The 15,827-nt window shown below is 73.7% G+C and carries 11 protein-coding genes; 9 read left to right on the top strand and 2 right to left on the bottom strand.

Features of this window, described 5'->3' with window-relative positions; genetic code table 11:
- Positions 1–51 precede the first annotated feature (51 nt).
- From ACA514_RS40525 to ACA514_RS40515, 3 genes are all read left to right on the top strand, one after another.
- Positions 52–543, top strand: a complete 492-nt coding sequence (locus tag ACA514_RS40525; RefSeq protein ID WP_375046621.1) for a hypothetical protein — start codon at positions 52–54, stop codon at positions 541–543.
- A gap of 4 nt (positions 544–547) precedes the next feature.
- Entirely contained in the window at positions 548–4,483 is a 3,936-nt protein-coding gene (locus ACA514_RS40520) for a tetratricopeptide repeat protein (protein ID WP_375046620.1), read from the top strand.
- Positions 4,484–4,591: 108 nt separating this feature from the next.
- A complete protein-coding gene (locus ACA514_RS40515; protein ID WP_375046619.1) occupies positions 4,592–5,284 on the top strand; it encodes a Crp/Fnr family transcriptional regulator in 693 nt (230 codons plus the stop codon).
- 7 nt (positions 5,285–5,291) lie between these two features.
- Here ACA514_RS40515 and ACA514_RS40510 read toward each other — a convergent pair whose 3' ends face one another.
- Positions 5,292–6,011 carry a maleylpyruvate isomerase family mycothiol-dependent enzyme gene (locus ACA514_RS40510; RefSeq protein ID WP_375046618.1) on the bottom strand — a complete coding sequence of 240 codons (720 nt, stop codon included), beginning with the start codon at positions 6,009–6,011 and terminating at the stop codon, positions 5,292–5,294.
- A gap of 207 nt (positions 6,012–6,218) precedes the next feature.
- On the opposite strand from ACA514_RS40510, the gene ACA514_RS40505 reads away from it, so the two are divergent.
- The 4 genes from ACA514_RS40505 to ACA514_RS40490 all read left to right on the top strand — a co-directional run bounded on the left by ACA514_RS40505 (position 6,219) and on the right by ACA514_RS40490 (position 11,496).
- Positions 6,219–7,013, top strand: a complete 795-nt coding sequence (locus tag ACA514_RS40505) for an MBL fold metallo-hydrolase (RefSeq protein WP_375046617.1) — start codon at positions 6,219–6,221, stop codon at positions 7,011–7,013.
- Between the two features lie 282 nt (positions 7,014–7,295).
- Entirely contained in the window at positions 7,296–10,133 is a 2,838-nt protein-coding gene (gene uvrA / locus ACA514_RS40500; protein ID WP_375046616.1) for an excinuclease ABC subunit UvrA, read from the top strand.
- 270 nt (positions 10,134–10,403) lie between these two features.
- Complete coding sequence (locus tag ACA514_RS40495; protein WP_375046615.1) at positions 10,404–10,856, top strand: Rieske (2Fe-2S) protein; 453 nt, start codon at positions 10,404–10,406, stop codon at positions 10,854–10,856.
- Positions 10,857–10,965: 109 nt separating this feature from the next.
- Positions 10,966–11,496, top strand: a complete 531-nt coding sequence (locus ACA514_RS40490; protein WP_375046614.1) for a Rieske (2Fe-2S) protein — start codon at positions 10,966–10,968, stop codon at positions 11,494–11,496.
- On the opposite strand, the gene ACA514_RS40485 is transcribed toward ACA514_RS40490, so the two are convergent.
- Complete coding sequence (locus ACA514_RS40485) at positions 11,483–12,700, bottom strand: mechanosensitive ion channel family protein (RefSeq protein ID WP_375046613.1); 1,218 nt, start codon at positions 12,698–12,700, stop codon at positions 11,483–11,485. The two genes, ACA514_RS40490 and ACA514_RS40485, sit on opposite strands and share 14 nt — an antisense overlap.
- Before the next feature lie 157 nt (positions 12,701–12,857).
- Between ACA514_RS40485 and uvrC the strand changes: the two genes are divergently transcribed.
- Positions 12,858–14,936, top strand: a complete 2,079-nt coding sequence (gene uvrC, locus ACA514_RS40480; protein ID WP_375046612.1) for an excinuclease ABC subunit UvrC — start codon at positions 12,858–12,860, stop codon at positions 14,934–14,936.
- Entirely contained in the window at positions 14,933–15,811 is an 879-nt protein-coding gene (rapZ, locus tag ACA514_RS40475) for an RNase adapter RapZ (RefSeq protein ID WP_344277587.1), read from the top strand. The genes uvrC and rapZ overlap by 4 nt, the downstream gene beginning before the upstream one ends.
- Positions 15,812–15,827 lie beyond the last annotated feature (16 nt).

Below are 15,827 nucleotides of genomic sequence, written 5' to 3'. Positions count from 1 at the left end.
CCCACCATGGTCATTGGAAGATCGGTAACGACCCGTGAGGACGGTGCCGCGTTGATCACCGCATTCCGTCCCGGACCGGACCGGGAACGGCCGGAGGAGCTGCTCGGCCACGCCTGCGCGCTGGTCCGGCTCTGCGGCCGCGACTCCGCGGTCGCCGCCGTGTTCCTCGCGCTGGTGCTGGTCGGGACCGTGAGCCGGCTGGCGGCCGGGCTCCCCGGCGTCGTCGCGCTGGCGCTGCTGCCGGTGCTGGCCGGCTCGTTCGCCGTCTCCGCCGGGTACGCCGTGCGGTCCCGGCGGACGCTGGTGTCGGTGCTCGGCGAGGTGCGCGGCCGCACCGGCGCGCCGGTCGACCCGGGCGTGCCGTGGACGCCGTTCGGCGCGGCCGCCATCCTCGACGCGCGGGTCCGCGACACCGAGCTGCGGCGGCTGCTGGCGGCGGCGCACCGCTGCGGCGAGCTGTCCTGGCTCGCGGTCGCCTGGTCGGCGGCGACCGGCGTGCTGTTCCTGTTCTGGTGGCTGGCGACGGCGGTGACGGGCGGGTGAGCGGGTGATCGACCACGACGTCCGGTCCGGCAGCTTCTGGGAACGGCTCGGCCCGGACGACCGGCAGGCGCTGCGGGCGATGGGCCGGCGCGCCCACATCCCGCCCGGCGGGACGCTGTGCCACCAGGGGGTGACCGCCCCGGCCGTGTACGTGGTGTTCAAGGCGGCGCCGCACGCGGCGAGCAACGCCGTGGCCAAGGAGTTCGTCGACTCCAGCGAGGGCGACGAGTCGATCATCGACCTGTTCGGGTCCGGCGACCTGGTCGGCATGCTCGGGGCGTGGGGGCATCCGCAGCGCGGCACCATCGCGGCCCTCGACCACGTCGAGGCGCTGCGGGTGGACCGCCGCAACTTCCGCGGCCTGCTCGCCGCGAACCCGCGCGTCGCCGAGGCGATGATGCACGCGGTCTCGGAGAGCGTCGGCTACGGCGGCCGCCGCCACGCGGTGCGCGCCGCCGAGCATCCGCAACGCCTCGCCTACCACCTGCTGGAGCTGGCGCACCGGTTCGGCGTGCGGTCCGCGCGCGGGACGGAGATCCCGCTGCGGCTCAGCCAGGCCGAACTGGCGAACTGGGCCGGGATCTCCCGCGAGACGCTGGTGCGCTGGTTCCGGCTGTGGCGGCAGAAGGGCATCCTCGACCGCAGGCCGAGGCCGCTGACCATCCTCGACGCGGAGAAGCTCCGCCGCGCCGCCAGCCCGTGGGGGGACGAATGGCCGGCGATCGAGGCGGAGCCGGACGCCCCCGCCGAGATCCCTGCGGCCCGTCCGGAACCGGACGCGCCCGGCGGCCTGGCCGCCCGCGCCCCGGTGCGCCTGGACGCGGGCGGCGGGGAGCCGCCGGTGCGGCTCCCCGCCGACAACCCGTTCTTCGCCGGGCGGACGATCAGCCTCGGCAAGCTCGACATGCTCGTCGCCCAGGCCGAGTGGCCGCGCGCCGTGATCGTCCAGGGGATGGCGGGGGTGGGCAAGACGACGCTCGCGCTGCACTGGGCGCACCGGGTCGTCGACCGGTTCCCCGACGGGGTCGTGTTCGCCGACCTGCGCGGCACCACCCGCAGCCCGGTCACGCCGGCGGAGGCGATGGGCCAGGTGCTGCGCGCCGCCGGCGTCCCCGGCGACCAGCTGCGCAGCACCGAGGCGGAACTGGCCGCGCAGTGCCGCTCGCTGCTCGCCGACCGGCGGATGCTGCTGATCCTCGACAACGCCGCGCGGCCGGAGCAGATCAGGCCGCTGGTGGGCGCGATGGCGTCCGGGCTGGCCGTGGTGACCAGCCGGCGCCGGCTGCCGTCGCTGCTCGAAGGCGCCGACGTCCGCACGCTCGAACTGCGCGAGATGGTCACGCAGGAGGCCGTCGACCTCATCGCCAACGTGCTCGGCCCGGCGGACGGCCGCGTCCGCGAGGAGCGCAGGGCGGTCGTCCGGCTCGCCCGCGAGTGCGGCCACCTCCCGCTCGCGCTCGCGGTGATGGCGGGCCGGCTGGCGGAGAACCCCGGCGAGTCCATTGCCGGGACCGTCCGGGAACTGGCCGCCAGCGACGCGCACGCCGCTCCGTCCTACGAGACGGCCGTGCCCGGCGTCCTGCACGAGCCGCCACTGGACGCGGCCGAGCGGCGCGCGACGGGGACGCCGGCCGGCGCCGGGCTCGGCGGCATCGGACCGGCGGGCATCGAGTTGCACGACGGCGCCGGGCACGGCGCGTCCGCGCCGGGGCTGCGCGGCGTGCTCAGCCCCACGTTCGACGTCGCCTACCGCAGCCTGCGCCGCGACCACCGGGAGGCGTTCCGGGTGCTGGGGCTCGTCGCGGGCCCCGACGTCACCCCCACCGCGCTCGCCGCGCTGCAGGACCGGACGGTCGACGAGGCGCGCGAATGCCTGGAGGGGCTGCGGCAGGCGTACCTGGTGCACGACGTGGCGCCCGGCCGGTACCGGATGCACGACCTGCTGCGCGACTTCGCCCGGGACCGGGGCCTGGCCGAGGACGCCGACAGCGACCGCCTCGCGGCGCAGCGCCGGCTGCTCGCCGCGTACCTCGCCGACGCGCGCGCGGCGGGGAACGCCCTGGCAGGACGGCGCCGTCCCGTCGTCCACCAGGGCCGCCAGGCGGACGGGGCGCGGGGGCGCCCGTCCGCCGGCGACGACGCCGGCGCCGAACGGGCGGTGGCGCTGGCGTGGTTCGAGGCCGAGCGGCGAAACCTGGTCGCCGCCGTCCACCAGGCCGCCCGCCTCGGCCTGCACCGCACCTGCTGGGAGCTGGCCGACGCGCTGTTCGACTTCCAGGAGTTCCGCCGCTACGGCGAGGACAACATCGCCGTCCACCAGGCGGGCCTGCACGCCGCCCGCACCGAGGAGGACTGGGCCGCCGCCGCCGTCATGCTGCACAACCTGGCGGTGGCGCACTTCGAGGCGGGCGGCTCCGTCCAGGCCATCGGGTACGGGGAGGACGCCCGGCGCGCCTTCCGGACCGTCGAGCCGCCCGACCGGTACGGCGAGGCCGCCACCCTCGCCACCCTCGCCGACCTGCACGTGGCGCTCGGCCGGTACCTCACCGCGATCGAGCACGCGCGGCGCTCCCTGGACGTCCACCGGGACCTGGACGACCTCGGCGGCCTGGCGAAGGACCACGACACCCTCGCCCGCGCGCGCCTGGGCATCGGCGACTACGAGACGGCGCTGAACCACGCCGGAGAGGCGCTGAAGGTGCGCCGTCGGATCGGCGACCAGCCCGGCGTCGCGGAGACGCTGCTCACCCTGGCGCAGGTGCACCGCCGCCTCGGCAACGTCCACGAGGCCGTGTCGCACGCGTTGGAGGCCCTCTACATCCGCCAGGAGATGGCGGACGGGCACGGCGCGGCGCAGGCGCTGACCGAACTGGCCCGGATGAACGCCTCGCTCGGGCTGCGCGAGATGGCGTTGCGGGACGCCGGGCAGGCCCTGCGGACCTACCAGGCGCTCGGCGCCCGGCACGGGGAGGCGCGCGCGCTGACCACCCTCGGCATGCTGATGTGCGACGCCGCCCGCTACCCCGAGGCGTTCACCCACTGCGGGCAGGCCCTCCGCCTGCACCGCGACACCGGCGACCGGCACGGCGAGGCCGAGGCGATCGCGCAGATCGGCGTCGTCCACTGGCGCCTCGGCCGCTACCGGGAGGCCCGCGAGCACCTGCTGCGCGCGCTGGAGATCCGCCGCGAGATCGGCGACCAGCACGGCGAGGCCCACGACCTGGAGCACCTGTCGGTGGTCATGCGCCGCCTCGGCCGTCCGCAGGAGGCGTTCGTGCTCGGCCTGGAGGCCCTCGACCTGTGGTACGGGCTCGGCGCCCAGGGCGGCCTGGCCGGCACCCTCGGCAGCCTCGCCCGCACCTACCTGCGCCTCGGCCTGCACGAGGACGCCGAGCGCGCCGCCGCGCAGGCGCTGCGGATCCGGCGGGCCGTCGGCGACTGGTACGGGATGGGCGTCGGCATGGACACCTTCGCCGCCGTCCTGCGCCGCAGCGGACGGCCGCACGAGGCGCTGGAGATGGAGCTGGAGGCGCTCCGCGTCCTCGGCGAGGTCGGCGACCGGCACAGCGAGGCGACCGCGCTGGTGCACCTCGCCTCCATCCACCTGGACCTCGGCGCCGCCGCGGAGGCCGGCGCGGCGGGCGCGCGCGCCCTGCGCGCCGCCACCGAGGTCGGCGACGCCCGCGAGCAGGCGTACGCCCTGCACACCATGGCCCGCGCGTGCCTGCTGCTCGGCGAGCACGCGCGCGCCTGCGAGCATTTCGAGGCCGAGATCGCGATCCGCCGCGACATGGACGATCATGGTGGGCGGCGGGCCGCGCTGGACCTGCTCGGGCGGTCCCGGGCGGCGCTCGGCGACCGGGCCGGCGCGGCCGACTGCGCCCGGCGCGTCCGGGCGCTGGACAAGTGGCTCGCCTCGGACAGGTCGCTCGACATGTGACGAACTACGCGGTCCATCGACGTACCGCCGCGTTCACTGGAGACGGGGCGCCCCGTGCGGCGCGACCACGCGCCTTCAGGTGCCCCGCCCGGTCCGCGAGGAGGCGTGATGGGACCCACCCCGTTCTGGGACGCGCTGCCGCAGGCGGCGCGGGACGCGCTGCGGCGGGCGGGCGTGCCCGCCGTGATCCGCCCCGGGGCGTTCCTGACCCGCGAGCACACCCGGGCGTCGCAGGTGTTCGTGCTGCGCGCCGGAGCGGCCAAGGTGTGGGTGAACCGGGACGGCGAGATCGCGATCCTCGACGTCCTCGGGCCCGGCGACCTCGTCGGGGAACTGGAGGCGGCCGACGGCGGCGTCCGGCACGCCAACGTCGAGGCGCTCACCCGGGTGGAGGCGCTCGTGCTGCCCGCCGACCGGTTCCGGGGCGTGCTGGACGCCCATCCCGGATCGGCGTGGGCGGTCGCCGCCGTCCTGGCCGGACGGCTCCGCGACGCCAACGAACTGCGCATCGCGCACTTCCCCGACGACGCCGGACGCCGGCTGGCGAGCCGGCTGCTGCGCCTGGCCGCCCGGTTCGGGACGCCGCTGAAGGCGGAGGGCGCCGGCGCCGACGCCGTCCAGGTCGAGGTGCCCGTCACCCAGCAGGACCTCGGCCGGTGGGCCGGGATGGGGAGGCGCAAGGTGGCGCAGCTTCTCGCCGCCGACCCGCTGGGCGGCGCCCTCGCCGTCGCCCGCGGCACGATCGTCGTCCGCTCGATGGCGGCGCTGCGCCGCCTCGCGGACGGTGACGACCCCGGCTAGCCCGGACCTAGAAGCCGGACGGGTCGTGCGGCCACGGCGGCGGGACCGGCGGCGGCCCCTCCGGACGCACCGTCACGCCCGCGCCGTCCGTGCGGCCGCTCAGCCAGCCGAGCAGCGCCCGCCCGGACCCGGACGCCTCCGGCCCGCCCGCCGCCCACCCGAGGTCGGCGGACTCCCCGGAGTCGGTCGCGGTGATCCGGTACCCGGCCAGCTCGCCGCGCAGGTCGCCGGGCAGGGCCGCCAGGTCCGTGAGCGTGCTGGTCAGCGCCCACCGCACGTACGGCTCGGGCCAGTCGGCCGGCCCGTACCCGGCGGCGAGGTCGACATGGTGCGCCTCCACCTCGTGCCAGCGGCGCAGCACCGTGTACCAGGCCGGGTGCGGCCATCCCGCCATCGCCGTGACCGGAGCGTTCCACGCGTCGTCCGGCATCGCCCGGACCTGCTCGGCGAACCGCGCCGCGGTGGCGCGCACGTCCTCGGCAAGCTCGGCGGCCCCGCGTCCCGCGCCCGCCTCGATGTCGGCGTTGCGCTGCTCCAGGCTCGGGTACTGCGGGATCGGCACGCCCGTCCGCGCGGACTCGAGCAGGTTCCACAGCGAGTCGGCGTTGCGGGCGACGTGCGTCGCGACGTGGCCGCGGGTCCAGCCGGGCAGCGCCGACGGCGCCCGCAGCTCCTGGCCGGTCAGCCCGGCGACGGCCGCGGCCAGCCGCTCCGCGCCCGCGTCCACCTCGTCGATCGCCGGCCGTATCGCCCCGGGGGGACGACCTCCCAGGCCCCCCGGCAACCCCGTAGTGGTCTCCACCGGAGCCCCCCCAGATCTCTCGTCGGAGGCTCCATCCTGACGCAGCCGCCCCGCCCGCGCCAGACGGCCCGCGGCCACCGCGCCGCGCGTTTCCCCTTACCTCCGGTCCCGTTCCGCTCCACAATGTGGATCATGGAACATCCGATCTGCGTCACCTGCGGCGTCCAGTACGGCGAGCCCCGTCCCGACTGCCCGATCTGCGAGGACGAGCGCCAGTACGTCGGCTGGGCCGGCCAGCGCTGGACGACCCTGGAGGAGCTGCGCGCCGCCGGGCACCGCGGCCACGTCGAGGAGGAGGGCCTGGACGTCGTCGGCATCGGCACCGAGCCGTCCATCGCCATCGGCCAGCGCGCCCTGCTGCTGCGCGCCCCCTCGGGCAACGTCCTGTGGGACATGGTCACCCACATCGACGACGAGCTGATCCGCCAGGTCGACGACCTGGGCGGCATCACCGCGATCGCGATCAGCCACCCGCACTACTACGGCACGATGATCGAGTGGGCGCACGCGTTCGACGCGCCCGTCTACATCCACGAGGCCGACCGCCGCTGGGTCGCCCGCCCCGACGACGCGGTCGTCTTCTGGGAGGGCGACACCCACGAGATCGCCGACGGCCTCACGCTGATCAACGCGGGCGTGCACTTCGACGGCGGCCAGGTCCTGCACTGGCGGGACGCCCGCGCGCTGTTCTCCGGCGACATCGTCCAGGTCGCCAACGACCGGGACTGGGTCAGCTTCATGTACAGCTACCCGAACTTCATCCCGGAGCGCCCCCGCACCATCCGGCGCGCGCTGCGGCTGCTGGAGCCCTACGAGTTCGACCGCGTGTACGGCGCCTGGTGGCAGAAGATCGTCTACACCGACGGCAAGGACGCCGTGCGCCGCTCCGCCGACCGCTACCTGGCCCACGCGCTGGACGACGAGTAGCTCACCCGGCTGGTCCGGTGACCTGCGCCACCGCGTGATCGCCCTGGTCAGGGACGCCCTGTGCCCCCGGTGAGCGGGTTGCGGTGGCGGGCGGTGTTCGAACACGTGTACGGTGCGAGGGTGCCGCCGGGGCCGTCCGGGGACGGGCGGGGCGCGGCATGAAATGCGGCGGCGACGGCCGCTGTTATGGACTCGGGGGATTCTGTCGGACCCCCTGGTTAGCCTGGAGAGCGTTCTGTCTCTCCCCATCACCGCGCCCAGAAGAGGAACCGGAAGTACGCCGTGCATGACCGACTCATCGTGCGTGGAGCACGCGAGCACAACCTGAAGGACGTCTCGCTCGACCTGCCGCGGGACGCCATGATCGTGTTCACCGGTCTGTCGGGGTCCGGGAAGTCGAGCCTGGCGTTCGACACGATCTTCGCCGAGGGGCAGCGCCGGTACGTGGAGTCGCTGTCGGCGTACGCCCGCCAGTTCCTCGGGCAGATGGACAAGCCCGACGTCGACTTCATCGAGGGGCTCTCCCCGGCGGTGTCGATCGACCAGAAGTCGACCAGCAAGAACCCCCGATCGACGGTCGGGACGATCACCGAGGTCTACGACTACCTGCGGCTGCTGTACGCCCGGATCGGGCACCCGCACTGTCCCGAGTGCGGGCGGCCGATCAGCCGGCAGGCGCCGCAGCAGATCGTCGACCGGGTGCTCGAGCTGGAGGAGGGCACCCGGTTCCAGGTGCTGGCGCCGGTGATCCGCGGCCGCAAGGGCGAGTACCTGGAGCTGTTCCGCGAGCTGCAGTCCAAGGGTTACTCGCGGGCGCTGGTCGACGGCGCGATGGTCCGCCTGGACGAGCCGCCGAAGCTGAAGAAGCAGGAGAAGCACGACATCTCCGTCGTGGTCGACCGGCTGTCGGTGAAGGACACCGCGCGGCAGCGGCTCGCCGACTCGGTGGAGACCGCGCTCGGCCTCGCCGGCGGGACGATCGTCCTCGACTTCGTCGACCTGCCCGAGGACGACGAGTACCGCACCCGGATGTACTCCGAGCACCTGTACTGCCCGTACGACGACCTGTCGTTCGAGGAGTTGGAGCCGCGGTCGTTCTCGTTCAACTCGCCCTACGGCGCCTGCCCCGACTGCACCGGTCTCGGCACCCGCATGGAGGTCGACCCGGAGCTGGTCGTCCCGGACGGCGAGCTGACGCTCGGCGAGGGCGCCATCCAGCCGTGGTCGGGCGGGCACGTGAGCGACTACTTCCTGCGCCTGCTGTCCGCGCTGGGCGACGCCATGGGCTTCGACCTGAACACTCCGTGGGAGAAGCTGCCCGCCAAGGCGCGCAAGGCGATCCTCAACGGGCACGAGACGCAGGTCCACGTCCGGTACAAGAACCGGTACGGCCGGACGAGGTCGTACTACACCGCCTACGAGGGCGTGATCCCCTACATCCAGCGGCGGCACGCCGAGTCCGAGAGCGACTCCAGCCGGGAGCGGTTCGAGGGCTACATGCGGGAGATCCCGTGCCCGACCTGCGAGGGCGCCCGGCTCAAGCCGGTGGTGCTGGCGGTCACCATGGGCGGGATGTCGATCGCCGAGGTCGCGTCGATGCCGATCGGCGAGGCCGCGAAGTTCCTGCTGGCGATGGAGCTGAACGAGCGCGAGAAGCACATCGCCGAGCGGGTGCTGAAGGAGATCAACGCCCGGCTCGGGTTCCTGCTCGACGTCGGGCTCGACTACCTGACGCTCGACCGTGCGTCCGCGACGCTGGCGGGCGGCGAGGCGCAGCGCATCCGGCTGGCGACGCAGATCGGGTCCGGCCTGGTCGGCGTGCTGTACGTGCTGGACGAGCCGTCGATCGGCCTGCACCAGCGCGACAACCACCGCCTGCTGGAGACGCTGATCCGGCTGCGCGACATGGGCAACACCCTGATCGTCGTGGAGCACGACGAGGACACCATCGCCGCAGCCGACTGGGTCGTCGACATCGGCCCGCGCGCCGGCGAGCACGGCGGCGAGATCGTCGTGTCCGGCACGGTGGATGATCTGCTCAAGTCGGAGCGTTCGCTGACCGGCGCGTACCTGTCGGGGCGCCGGGAGATCGCCGTCCCGGAGATCCGCCGGCCCCGCGCCAGGGGCCGCGAGGTCACGGTGAAGGGTGCCCAGCAGAACAACCTGCGGGGCGTGGACGTGGCGTTCCCGCTCGGCGTGCTCACCGCGGTGACGGGCGTGTCCGGCTCCGGCAAGTCGACGCTGGTCAACGACATCCTGTACAACTCGCTGGCCAAGCAGCTGAACGGGGCCAAGACCGTCCCCGGCAAGCACAAGCGGGTCAACGGCGTCGACCAGCTCGACAAGGTCGTGCACGTCGACCAGTCGCCGATCGGGCGCACGCCGCGCTCCAACCCGGCGACCTACACCGGGGTGTTCGACCACATCCGCAAGCTGTTCGCGCAGACCACCGAGGCGAAGGTGCGCGGCTACCAGCCGGGCCGGTTCTCCTTCAACGTCAAGGGCGGCCGCTGCGAGAACTGCTCCGGCGACGGCACCATCAAGATCGAGATGAACTTCCTGCCGGACGTCTACGTCCCGTGCGAGGTGTGCCACGGCGCCCGCTACAACCGGGAGACGCTCGAGGTCCACTACAAGGGCAAGACGATCTCCGAGGTCCTCGACATGCCGATCGAGGAGGCCACCGCCTTCTTCGAGCCGATCAAGGCGATCCACCGGCACCTGCACACGCTGAACGAGGTGGGCCTCGGCTACGTCCGGCTCGGCCAGCCCGCGCCGACGCTGTCGGGCGGCGAGGCGCAGCGCGTCAAGCTGGCCTCCGAGCTACAGAAGCGCTCCACCGGCCGGACGATCTACGTGCTGGACGAGCCGACCACCGGCCTGCACTTCGAGGACATCCGCAAGCTCCTCGGCGTGCTGAACGGCCTGGTCGACAAGGGCAACACGGTGATCGTGATCGAGCACAACCTGGATGTGATCAAGACCGCGGACTGGATCATCGACATGGGCCCCGAGGGCGGCTCGCGCGGCGGCACCGTCGTCGCCACCGGCACCCCGGAGGACGTGGCGAAGGTGGAGGGCAGCCACACCGGCCAGTTCCTCGCCAAGATCCTCGGCTGACACGCGGCCGCCGAGCCCGGCGCCCGCCGAACCGCCCCGCCCCTTTGAACCATGGGGCGGGGCGTGCGCGTGCCAAGGGTGGGGCCCACACCCCGATGCCCCGTCCGGTCAAGGGGGCGGGGCATCCGGGGCCGTCCCGGCGGGCGGGGTGTCCGGGGCCGCCCCGGAGGCAGGGCGTCCCGGCCGCGGCCGGCGGGGGGCCGCGGCCGGGACGACTGCCGCCCGGTGGGTCGGTGCGGGGCGCGGCGGGCCGTCCAGGATCATGGGGGCATGACCAACGAAGTGACGCCCGGAGCCCCGCGCGACGACGCGGGGTCCGCCGGGGCAGGGGGGCTCGCCCGCCGGACGGTGCTGTGCGGCGCGGGCGCCGCGGGGGCGGCGCTGATCGCGGCGGGGTGCGCGACCGACCAGAACAAGGAGCCGAAGGACCTCAGCGGCAAGCAGGTGGCGAAGACCTCCGACATCCCGGTCGGCGGCGGCAAGGCCTTCGCCGACAGCAAGGTGGTCGTGACGCAGCCGCAGCAGGGCGCGTTCAAGGTGTTCACCGCGATCTGCACGCACCAGGGTTGCGTGGTCAACCGGGTCTCCAACGGGGTGATCAGGTGCCCGTGCCACGGCAGCGAGTTCAAGATCACCGATGGCTCCGTGGCGCAGGGGCCGGCGTCCAAGCCGCTCAAGGAGTACCCGGCGCAGGTGCGGAACGGCGGGATCGTGATCAGCTGATCGCGAAGATCGGCTTTTTGGTTCGGATTTGAACCGTTGTCGCCTCCGCTGCGTACTCCCCGGTGACGCAGGGAGTTCAGGAACCGAGTTTCAGCGGAGGGCGGAGACGATGCCACAGGAGTCCGAGACGCGGGCGGACGCGACCGAGCGGCCGGCCGGGGAGCCCCCGGCCGGCGCGCCCGGGGGCGACGCGGCGCCCCGGAGCGGGGAGGGCGGGACCCGACGCGGCCTGCTCATCGGAGCCGGGCTCGCGGGCGTCGCCGGGCTGGCGGCGGCGTGCGGCGGGTCGTCCGACGACGACGGCAGCGGTGGCGGCGGCGACGGGGGCGGTGGCGGTGGCGGTGGCGGTGCCGGCGCGGTGCTCGCCTCCGCCGGTGACATCCCGGTGGGCGGCGGCAAGGTCTTCGAGTCGGAGAAGGTCGTGGTGACCCAGCCGGCCCAGGGCGAGTTCAAGGCCTTCTCGGCGACCTGCACCCACCGCGGCTGCACCGTCGGGTCGGTGTCCGGCGGGACGATCAACTGCCCCTGCCACGGCAGCAAGTTCAAGATCTCGGACGGGTCGGTGGCGAACCCGCCGGCCGACAAGCCGCTGGCGGAGAAGAAGATCAGCGTGCAGGGCGGGAAGATCAGCCTCGCCTGAACGACCCGGCGCCGGACCCGGTCCGCTCCGGGCCGCCGCCGTTCCCGGCGGCGGCCCGGACGTGGTCGTCGACCTCGCCGCCGCGCATCTCGCGCCGCCGCGCGCCGGGGTCGGCCGCGGTGACGCCGGCGTCCCCGCCGTCCGGGCCGGCGCGGGTGCCCGTGCCGGCGTCCTCCGGGCCGCCGGGGTCGGTGCGGAACCGGGGGAGCGCCTCGGGGTGGTGCTCGCGGATGTAGGCGATGAGGTGCTCGCGCACGTCGCAGCGCAGGTCCCAGGCGCTTGCCGAGTCGGCGGCGCTCATCAGCGCGCGCATCGTGACCAGGCCGTTCGGCCGGACGTCCACGGCCTGCAGCACCCATTCGCGGCGGTCCCACAGCGGGTTCTCCTGGAGCATCGCGTAAAGCTCGGTGCGCAGCTCCTCGATCGGAACGGTCCAGTCGACGTGCAGTTCCACCGAGCCGATCACCCGGCTGGTGTGCCGGGTCCAGTTCTCGAACGGCTGCTCGGTGAAGTAGGAGACGGGCAGGATGAGCCGCCGGTCGTCCCAGAGCCGGACCACGACGTAGGACAGGGTCAGCTCCTCGACGCGCCCCCACTGGCCCTGGACGACCACCACGTCGTCCAGCCGCAGCGCGTCGCTGAACGCGATCTGCAGGCCGGCCAGCAGGTTGCCCAGCGTGGGGCGGGCCGCGATGCCGACCACCAGCCCGGCGACCCCGGCGGACGCCAGCACCCCCGCGCCGACCGCCCGCACGGCCGGGAACGTGAACAGCGCGGCGCCGACCGCGAGGATGACGACGACCATGGCGGCGATGCGGCGCAGCAGCATCATCTGGGTGCGGGCGCGCCTGGCCCGCCGGTTGCGCTCGCCCTCGATCCGCATCAGCCGGGCCAGCGGCGGGTCGGTGAGCGCGTAGGTGATGCGCAGCACCAGCCAGGTCGTGACGCCGATCACCGCGATGTGCAGCAGGTGCCCGGCGAGCCCGCCGGCGTGCCCGCTCATGTGCCCGTAGGGCATGGCGGTGCTCGCGCTGACGACCGCCGCGAACGCGAACGCGGGGGCGGCGCAGCGCCGGGCGACCCGTCCGACTCCGGGCCAGTGCCGTGCCAGCCGGCCGGCCAGCAGCCGCCGGCCTCCTTCCACGATGACGACGGAAACGCCGACGACGACGGCGAGCGTGATCCAGGCCCACAGCGCGGACACCTGCGGTACGACCCCCTCCGAGTGTGCGAAAAATCCGACCGAACCTCCCTTTCCACTCCCGTTACGAAAATCCACACGAAGCAGGGAGATCTCCATCACCCCAGGCCAGCGGCCACGGCCGCGTCGCGTGTCGGTGGCGCCCACTAGGCTTCAGGACGTGGCAGATCCGGCGACCTACCGACCCGCACCGGGCTCCATTCCGGAATCCCCCGGGGTGTACCGATTCCGCGACGAGCACGGCCGGGTCATCTACGTGGGCAAGGCGAAGAGCCTGCGCTCCCGGCTGAACTCCTACTTCGCCGACTTCTCCGCGCTGCACCCGCGCACGCAGACGATGGTGCAGACCGCGGCCCGCGTCGACTGGACCGTCGTCGGCACCGAGGTCGAGGCCCTCCAGCTGGAGTACTCCTGGATCAAGGAGTTCGACCCCCGGTTCAACGTCCGCTACCGCGACGACAAGTCCTATCCGTATCTGGCGGTCACCCTCAACGAGGAGTTCCCGAGGGTGATGGTGATGCGGGGCGCCAAACGCAAGGGCGTGCGCTACTTCGGGCCGTACTCCCACGCGTGGGCGATCCGGGAGACGGTCGACCAGCTGCTGCGCGTGTTCCCCGTCCGCACCTGCAGCGCCGGGGTGTTCAAGCGCCAGCACCAGCTCGACCGGCCCTGCCTGCTCGGCTACATCGGCAAGTGCTCGGCGCCCTGCGTCGCGCGCGTCTCGCCGGAGGAGCACCGGCTGCTCGCCGAGGACTTCTGCGACTTCATGGCGGGCAACACCTCCCGGTTCACCAGGCGCCTCGAACGCGACATGCGCGAGGCCGCCGCGTCCCAGGAGTACGAGCGCGCGGCCCGGCTCCGCGACGACATCCGCGCGCTGGAGCGGGCGCTGGAGAAGCAGGCGGTCGTGCTCGCCGACACCACCGACTGCGACATGATCGCCTTCGCCGAGGACGAGCTGGAGGCCGCCGTCCAGGTCTTCTACGTGCGCGGCGGCAGGATCCGCGGGCAGCGCGGCTGGGTGGTCGACAAGGTCGAGGAGGTCACCACCGCCGACCTCGTCGAGAACTTCCTGATCCAGATCTACGGCGAGAGCGAGTCGGTGCCCCGCGAGGTGCTCGTCCCGGCGCTGCCGCCGGACGCCGAGGCGATGACCGAGCTGCTCGCCGAGCAGCGCGGCGGGCCCGTCCACCTGCGCGTCCCGCAGCGGGGTGACAAGAAGACCCTGCTGGAGACGGTCGCCCGCAACGCCCACGAGGCGCTCAAGCAGCACAAGACGCGCCGCGCGTCCGACCTCACGACCCGCAGCCGCGCGCTGCAGGAGATCCAGGAGGCCCTGGAGCTGGACGAGGCGCCGCTGCGGATCGAGTGCTACGACGTGTCCAACCTGCAGGGCACCAACGTGGTGGCGTCCATGGTCGTGTTCGAGGACGGGCTGGCCCGCAAGAGCGAGTACCGCCGGTTCACGATCAGGGCGGTCGAGGGGCAGGACGACGTCCGCTCCATCCACGAGGTGATCAACCGCCGGTTCAAGCGCTACCTCGCCGAGAGTGAGAAGATGGGCGAGCTCGACACGCTGGGCGATCCGGAGGACGGCGCGGAGGAGGGCGCGCACCAGCCGATCGACCCCGAGACCGGCCGGCCGCGCAAGTTCGCCTACCCGCCGCAGCTGGTGATCGTCGACGGCGGCCCGCCGCAGGTCGCGGCGGCGCAGCGGGCGCTGGACGAGCTGGGCGTCGACGACATCGCCGTCTGCGGGATCGCCAAGCGGCTGGAGGAGCTGTGGCTGCCCGGCGAGGACGACCCGGTGATCCTGCCGCGCAACAGCGAGGGCATGTTCCTGGTCCAGCGGGTCCGCGACGAGGCGCACCGCTTCGCCATCACCTTCCACCGGCAGCGGCGTTCCAAGGCCATGACGGTGAGCGAACTCGATAGTGTGCCGGGTCTGGGCCCGTCGCGGCGCGCGGCGCTGCTGAAGCACTTCGGTTCGGTGAAGCGGCTGAAGGAGGCGACGCCCGAGCAGGTCGCGGAGGTCCCCGGCATCGGGCCGCGCAGTGCGGAGGGCATCGTCGCGGCGCTGCACGGCGCGTCCGTGCCGGCCCGCGGCGCGGGGGGCGCCGGCGGCGGGGAGCGCGGGGCCCGCGGGGAGGGCGCCGCCCAGGGGAACGGGGCCGGTGGGGAACACGAGGCCGGCGGGGAACGCGGGGCCGACGGGGAACACAGGGGGAAGCAGACATGACCAGCGAGTCGAAGATTCCGGACATCGTCATCGTCACCGGGATGTCGGGGGCGGGCCGCAGCACCGCGGCCAAGTCCCTGGAGGACCTCGACTGGTACGTGGTCGACAACCTCCCGCCCGGGCTGCTGGCCACCATGGCCGACCTCGGCGGCCGGGTGAAGGACGCGGTGCCCCGCATCGCCGTCGTGGTCGACGTGCGCAGCCGCGCGTTCACCGACGACCTGCACTCCTCGATCGCCGAGCTGGAGGCGCGCGGGGTCCACCCCCGCGTGGTGTTCCTGGAGGCCAGCGACGCCGACCTGGTGCGCCGCTTCGAGAGCGTCCGCCGCCCGCACCCGCTGCAGGGCGACGGCCGGGTCGTCGACGGCATCGCCCGCGAGCGCGAGCTGGTCCGGGAGGTCCGCGCCGAGGCCGACCTGGTGATCGACACCAGCGGGCTGAACGTGCACGAGCTGCGCAACAAGATCATCGGCTTCTTCGGCAACGACACCGGCGAGTCCAGCCTCCGCGCCACCGTCGTGTCGTTCGGCTACAAGTACGGGCTGCCCGTCGACGCCGACCTCGTCGTCGACTGCCGGTTCCTGCCGAACCCGCACTGGGTGCCCGAACTGCGCCCCAAGACCGGCCGCGACGCCGCCGTCCGCGACTACGTGCTCGGCCAGCACGGCGCCAAGGAGTTCCTCGACGCCTACGCCGAGGTGCTCCGGCTGCTCGCCGACGGGTACGAGCGCGAGGGCAAGCACTACGTCACGCTCGCCGTGGGATGTACCGGCGGCAAACACCGTAGTGTGGCCATGGCGGAACAGATCGCCGCCCGGCTGCGGGACGAGGGCATCGAGGTGCAGGTCGCCCATCGTGACCTCGGCCGCGAGTGAGACCCGCCGCGCTGCC

Source organism: Actinomadura sp. NTSP31 (assembly GCF_041951385.1).
GTDB classification, from domain to species: domain Bacteria; phylum Actinomycetota; class Actinomycetes; order Streptosporangiales; family Streptosporangiaceae; genus Spirillospora; species Spirillospora napierensis.
This window is presented reverse-complemented; position numbering and strand designations above follow the sequence as displayed.

Bases quoted from the DNA above. Each gene is read 5' to 3' on its own strand.
- rapZ (WP_344277587.1), top strand. From the start codon at position 14,933: ATGACCAGCGAGTCGAAGATTCCGGACATCGTCATCGTCACCGGGATG.
- ACA514_RS40505 (WP_375046617.1), top strand. From the start codon at position 6,219: ATGGAACATCCGATCTGCGTCACCTGCGGCGTCCAGTACGGCGAGCCC.
- ACA514_RS40495 (WP_375046615.1), top strand. From the start codon at position 10,404: ATGACCAACGAAGTGACGCCCGGAGCCCCGCGCGACGACGCGGGGTCC.
- ACA514_RS40490 (WP_375046614.1), top strand. From the start codon at position 10,966: ATGCCACAGGAGTCCGAGACGCGGGCGGACGCGACCGAGCGGCCGGCC.
- ACA514_RS40515 (WP_375046619.1), top strand. From the start codon at position 4,592: ATGGGACCCACCCCGTTCTGGGACGCGCTGCCGCAGGCGGCGCGGGAC.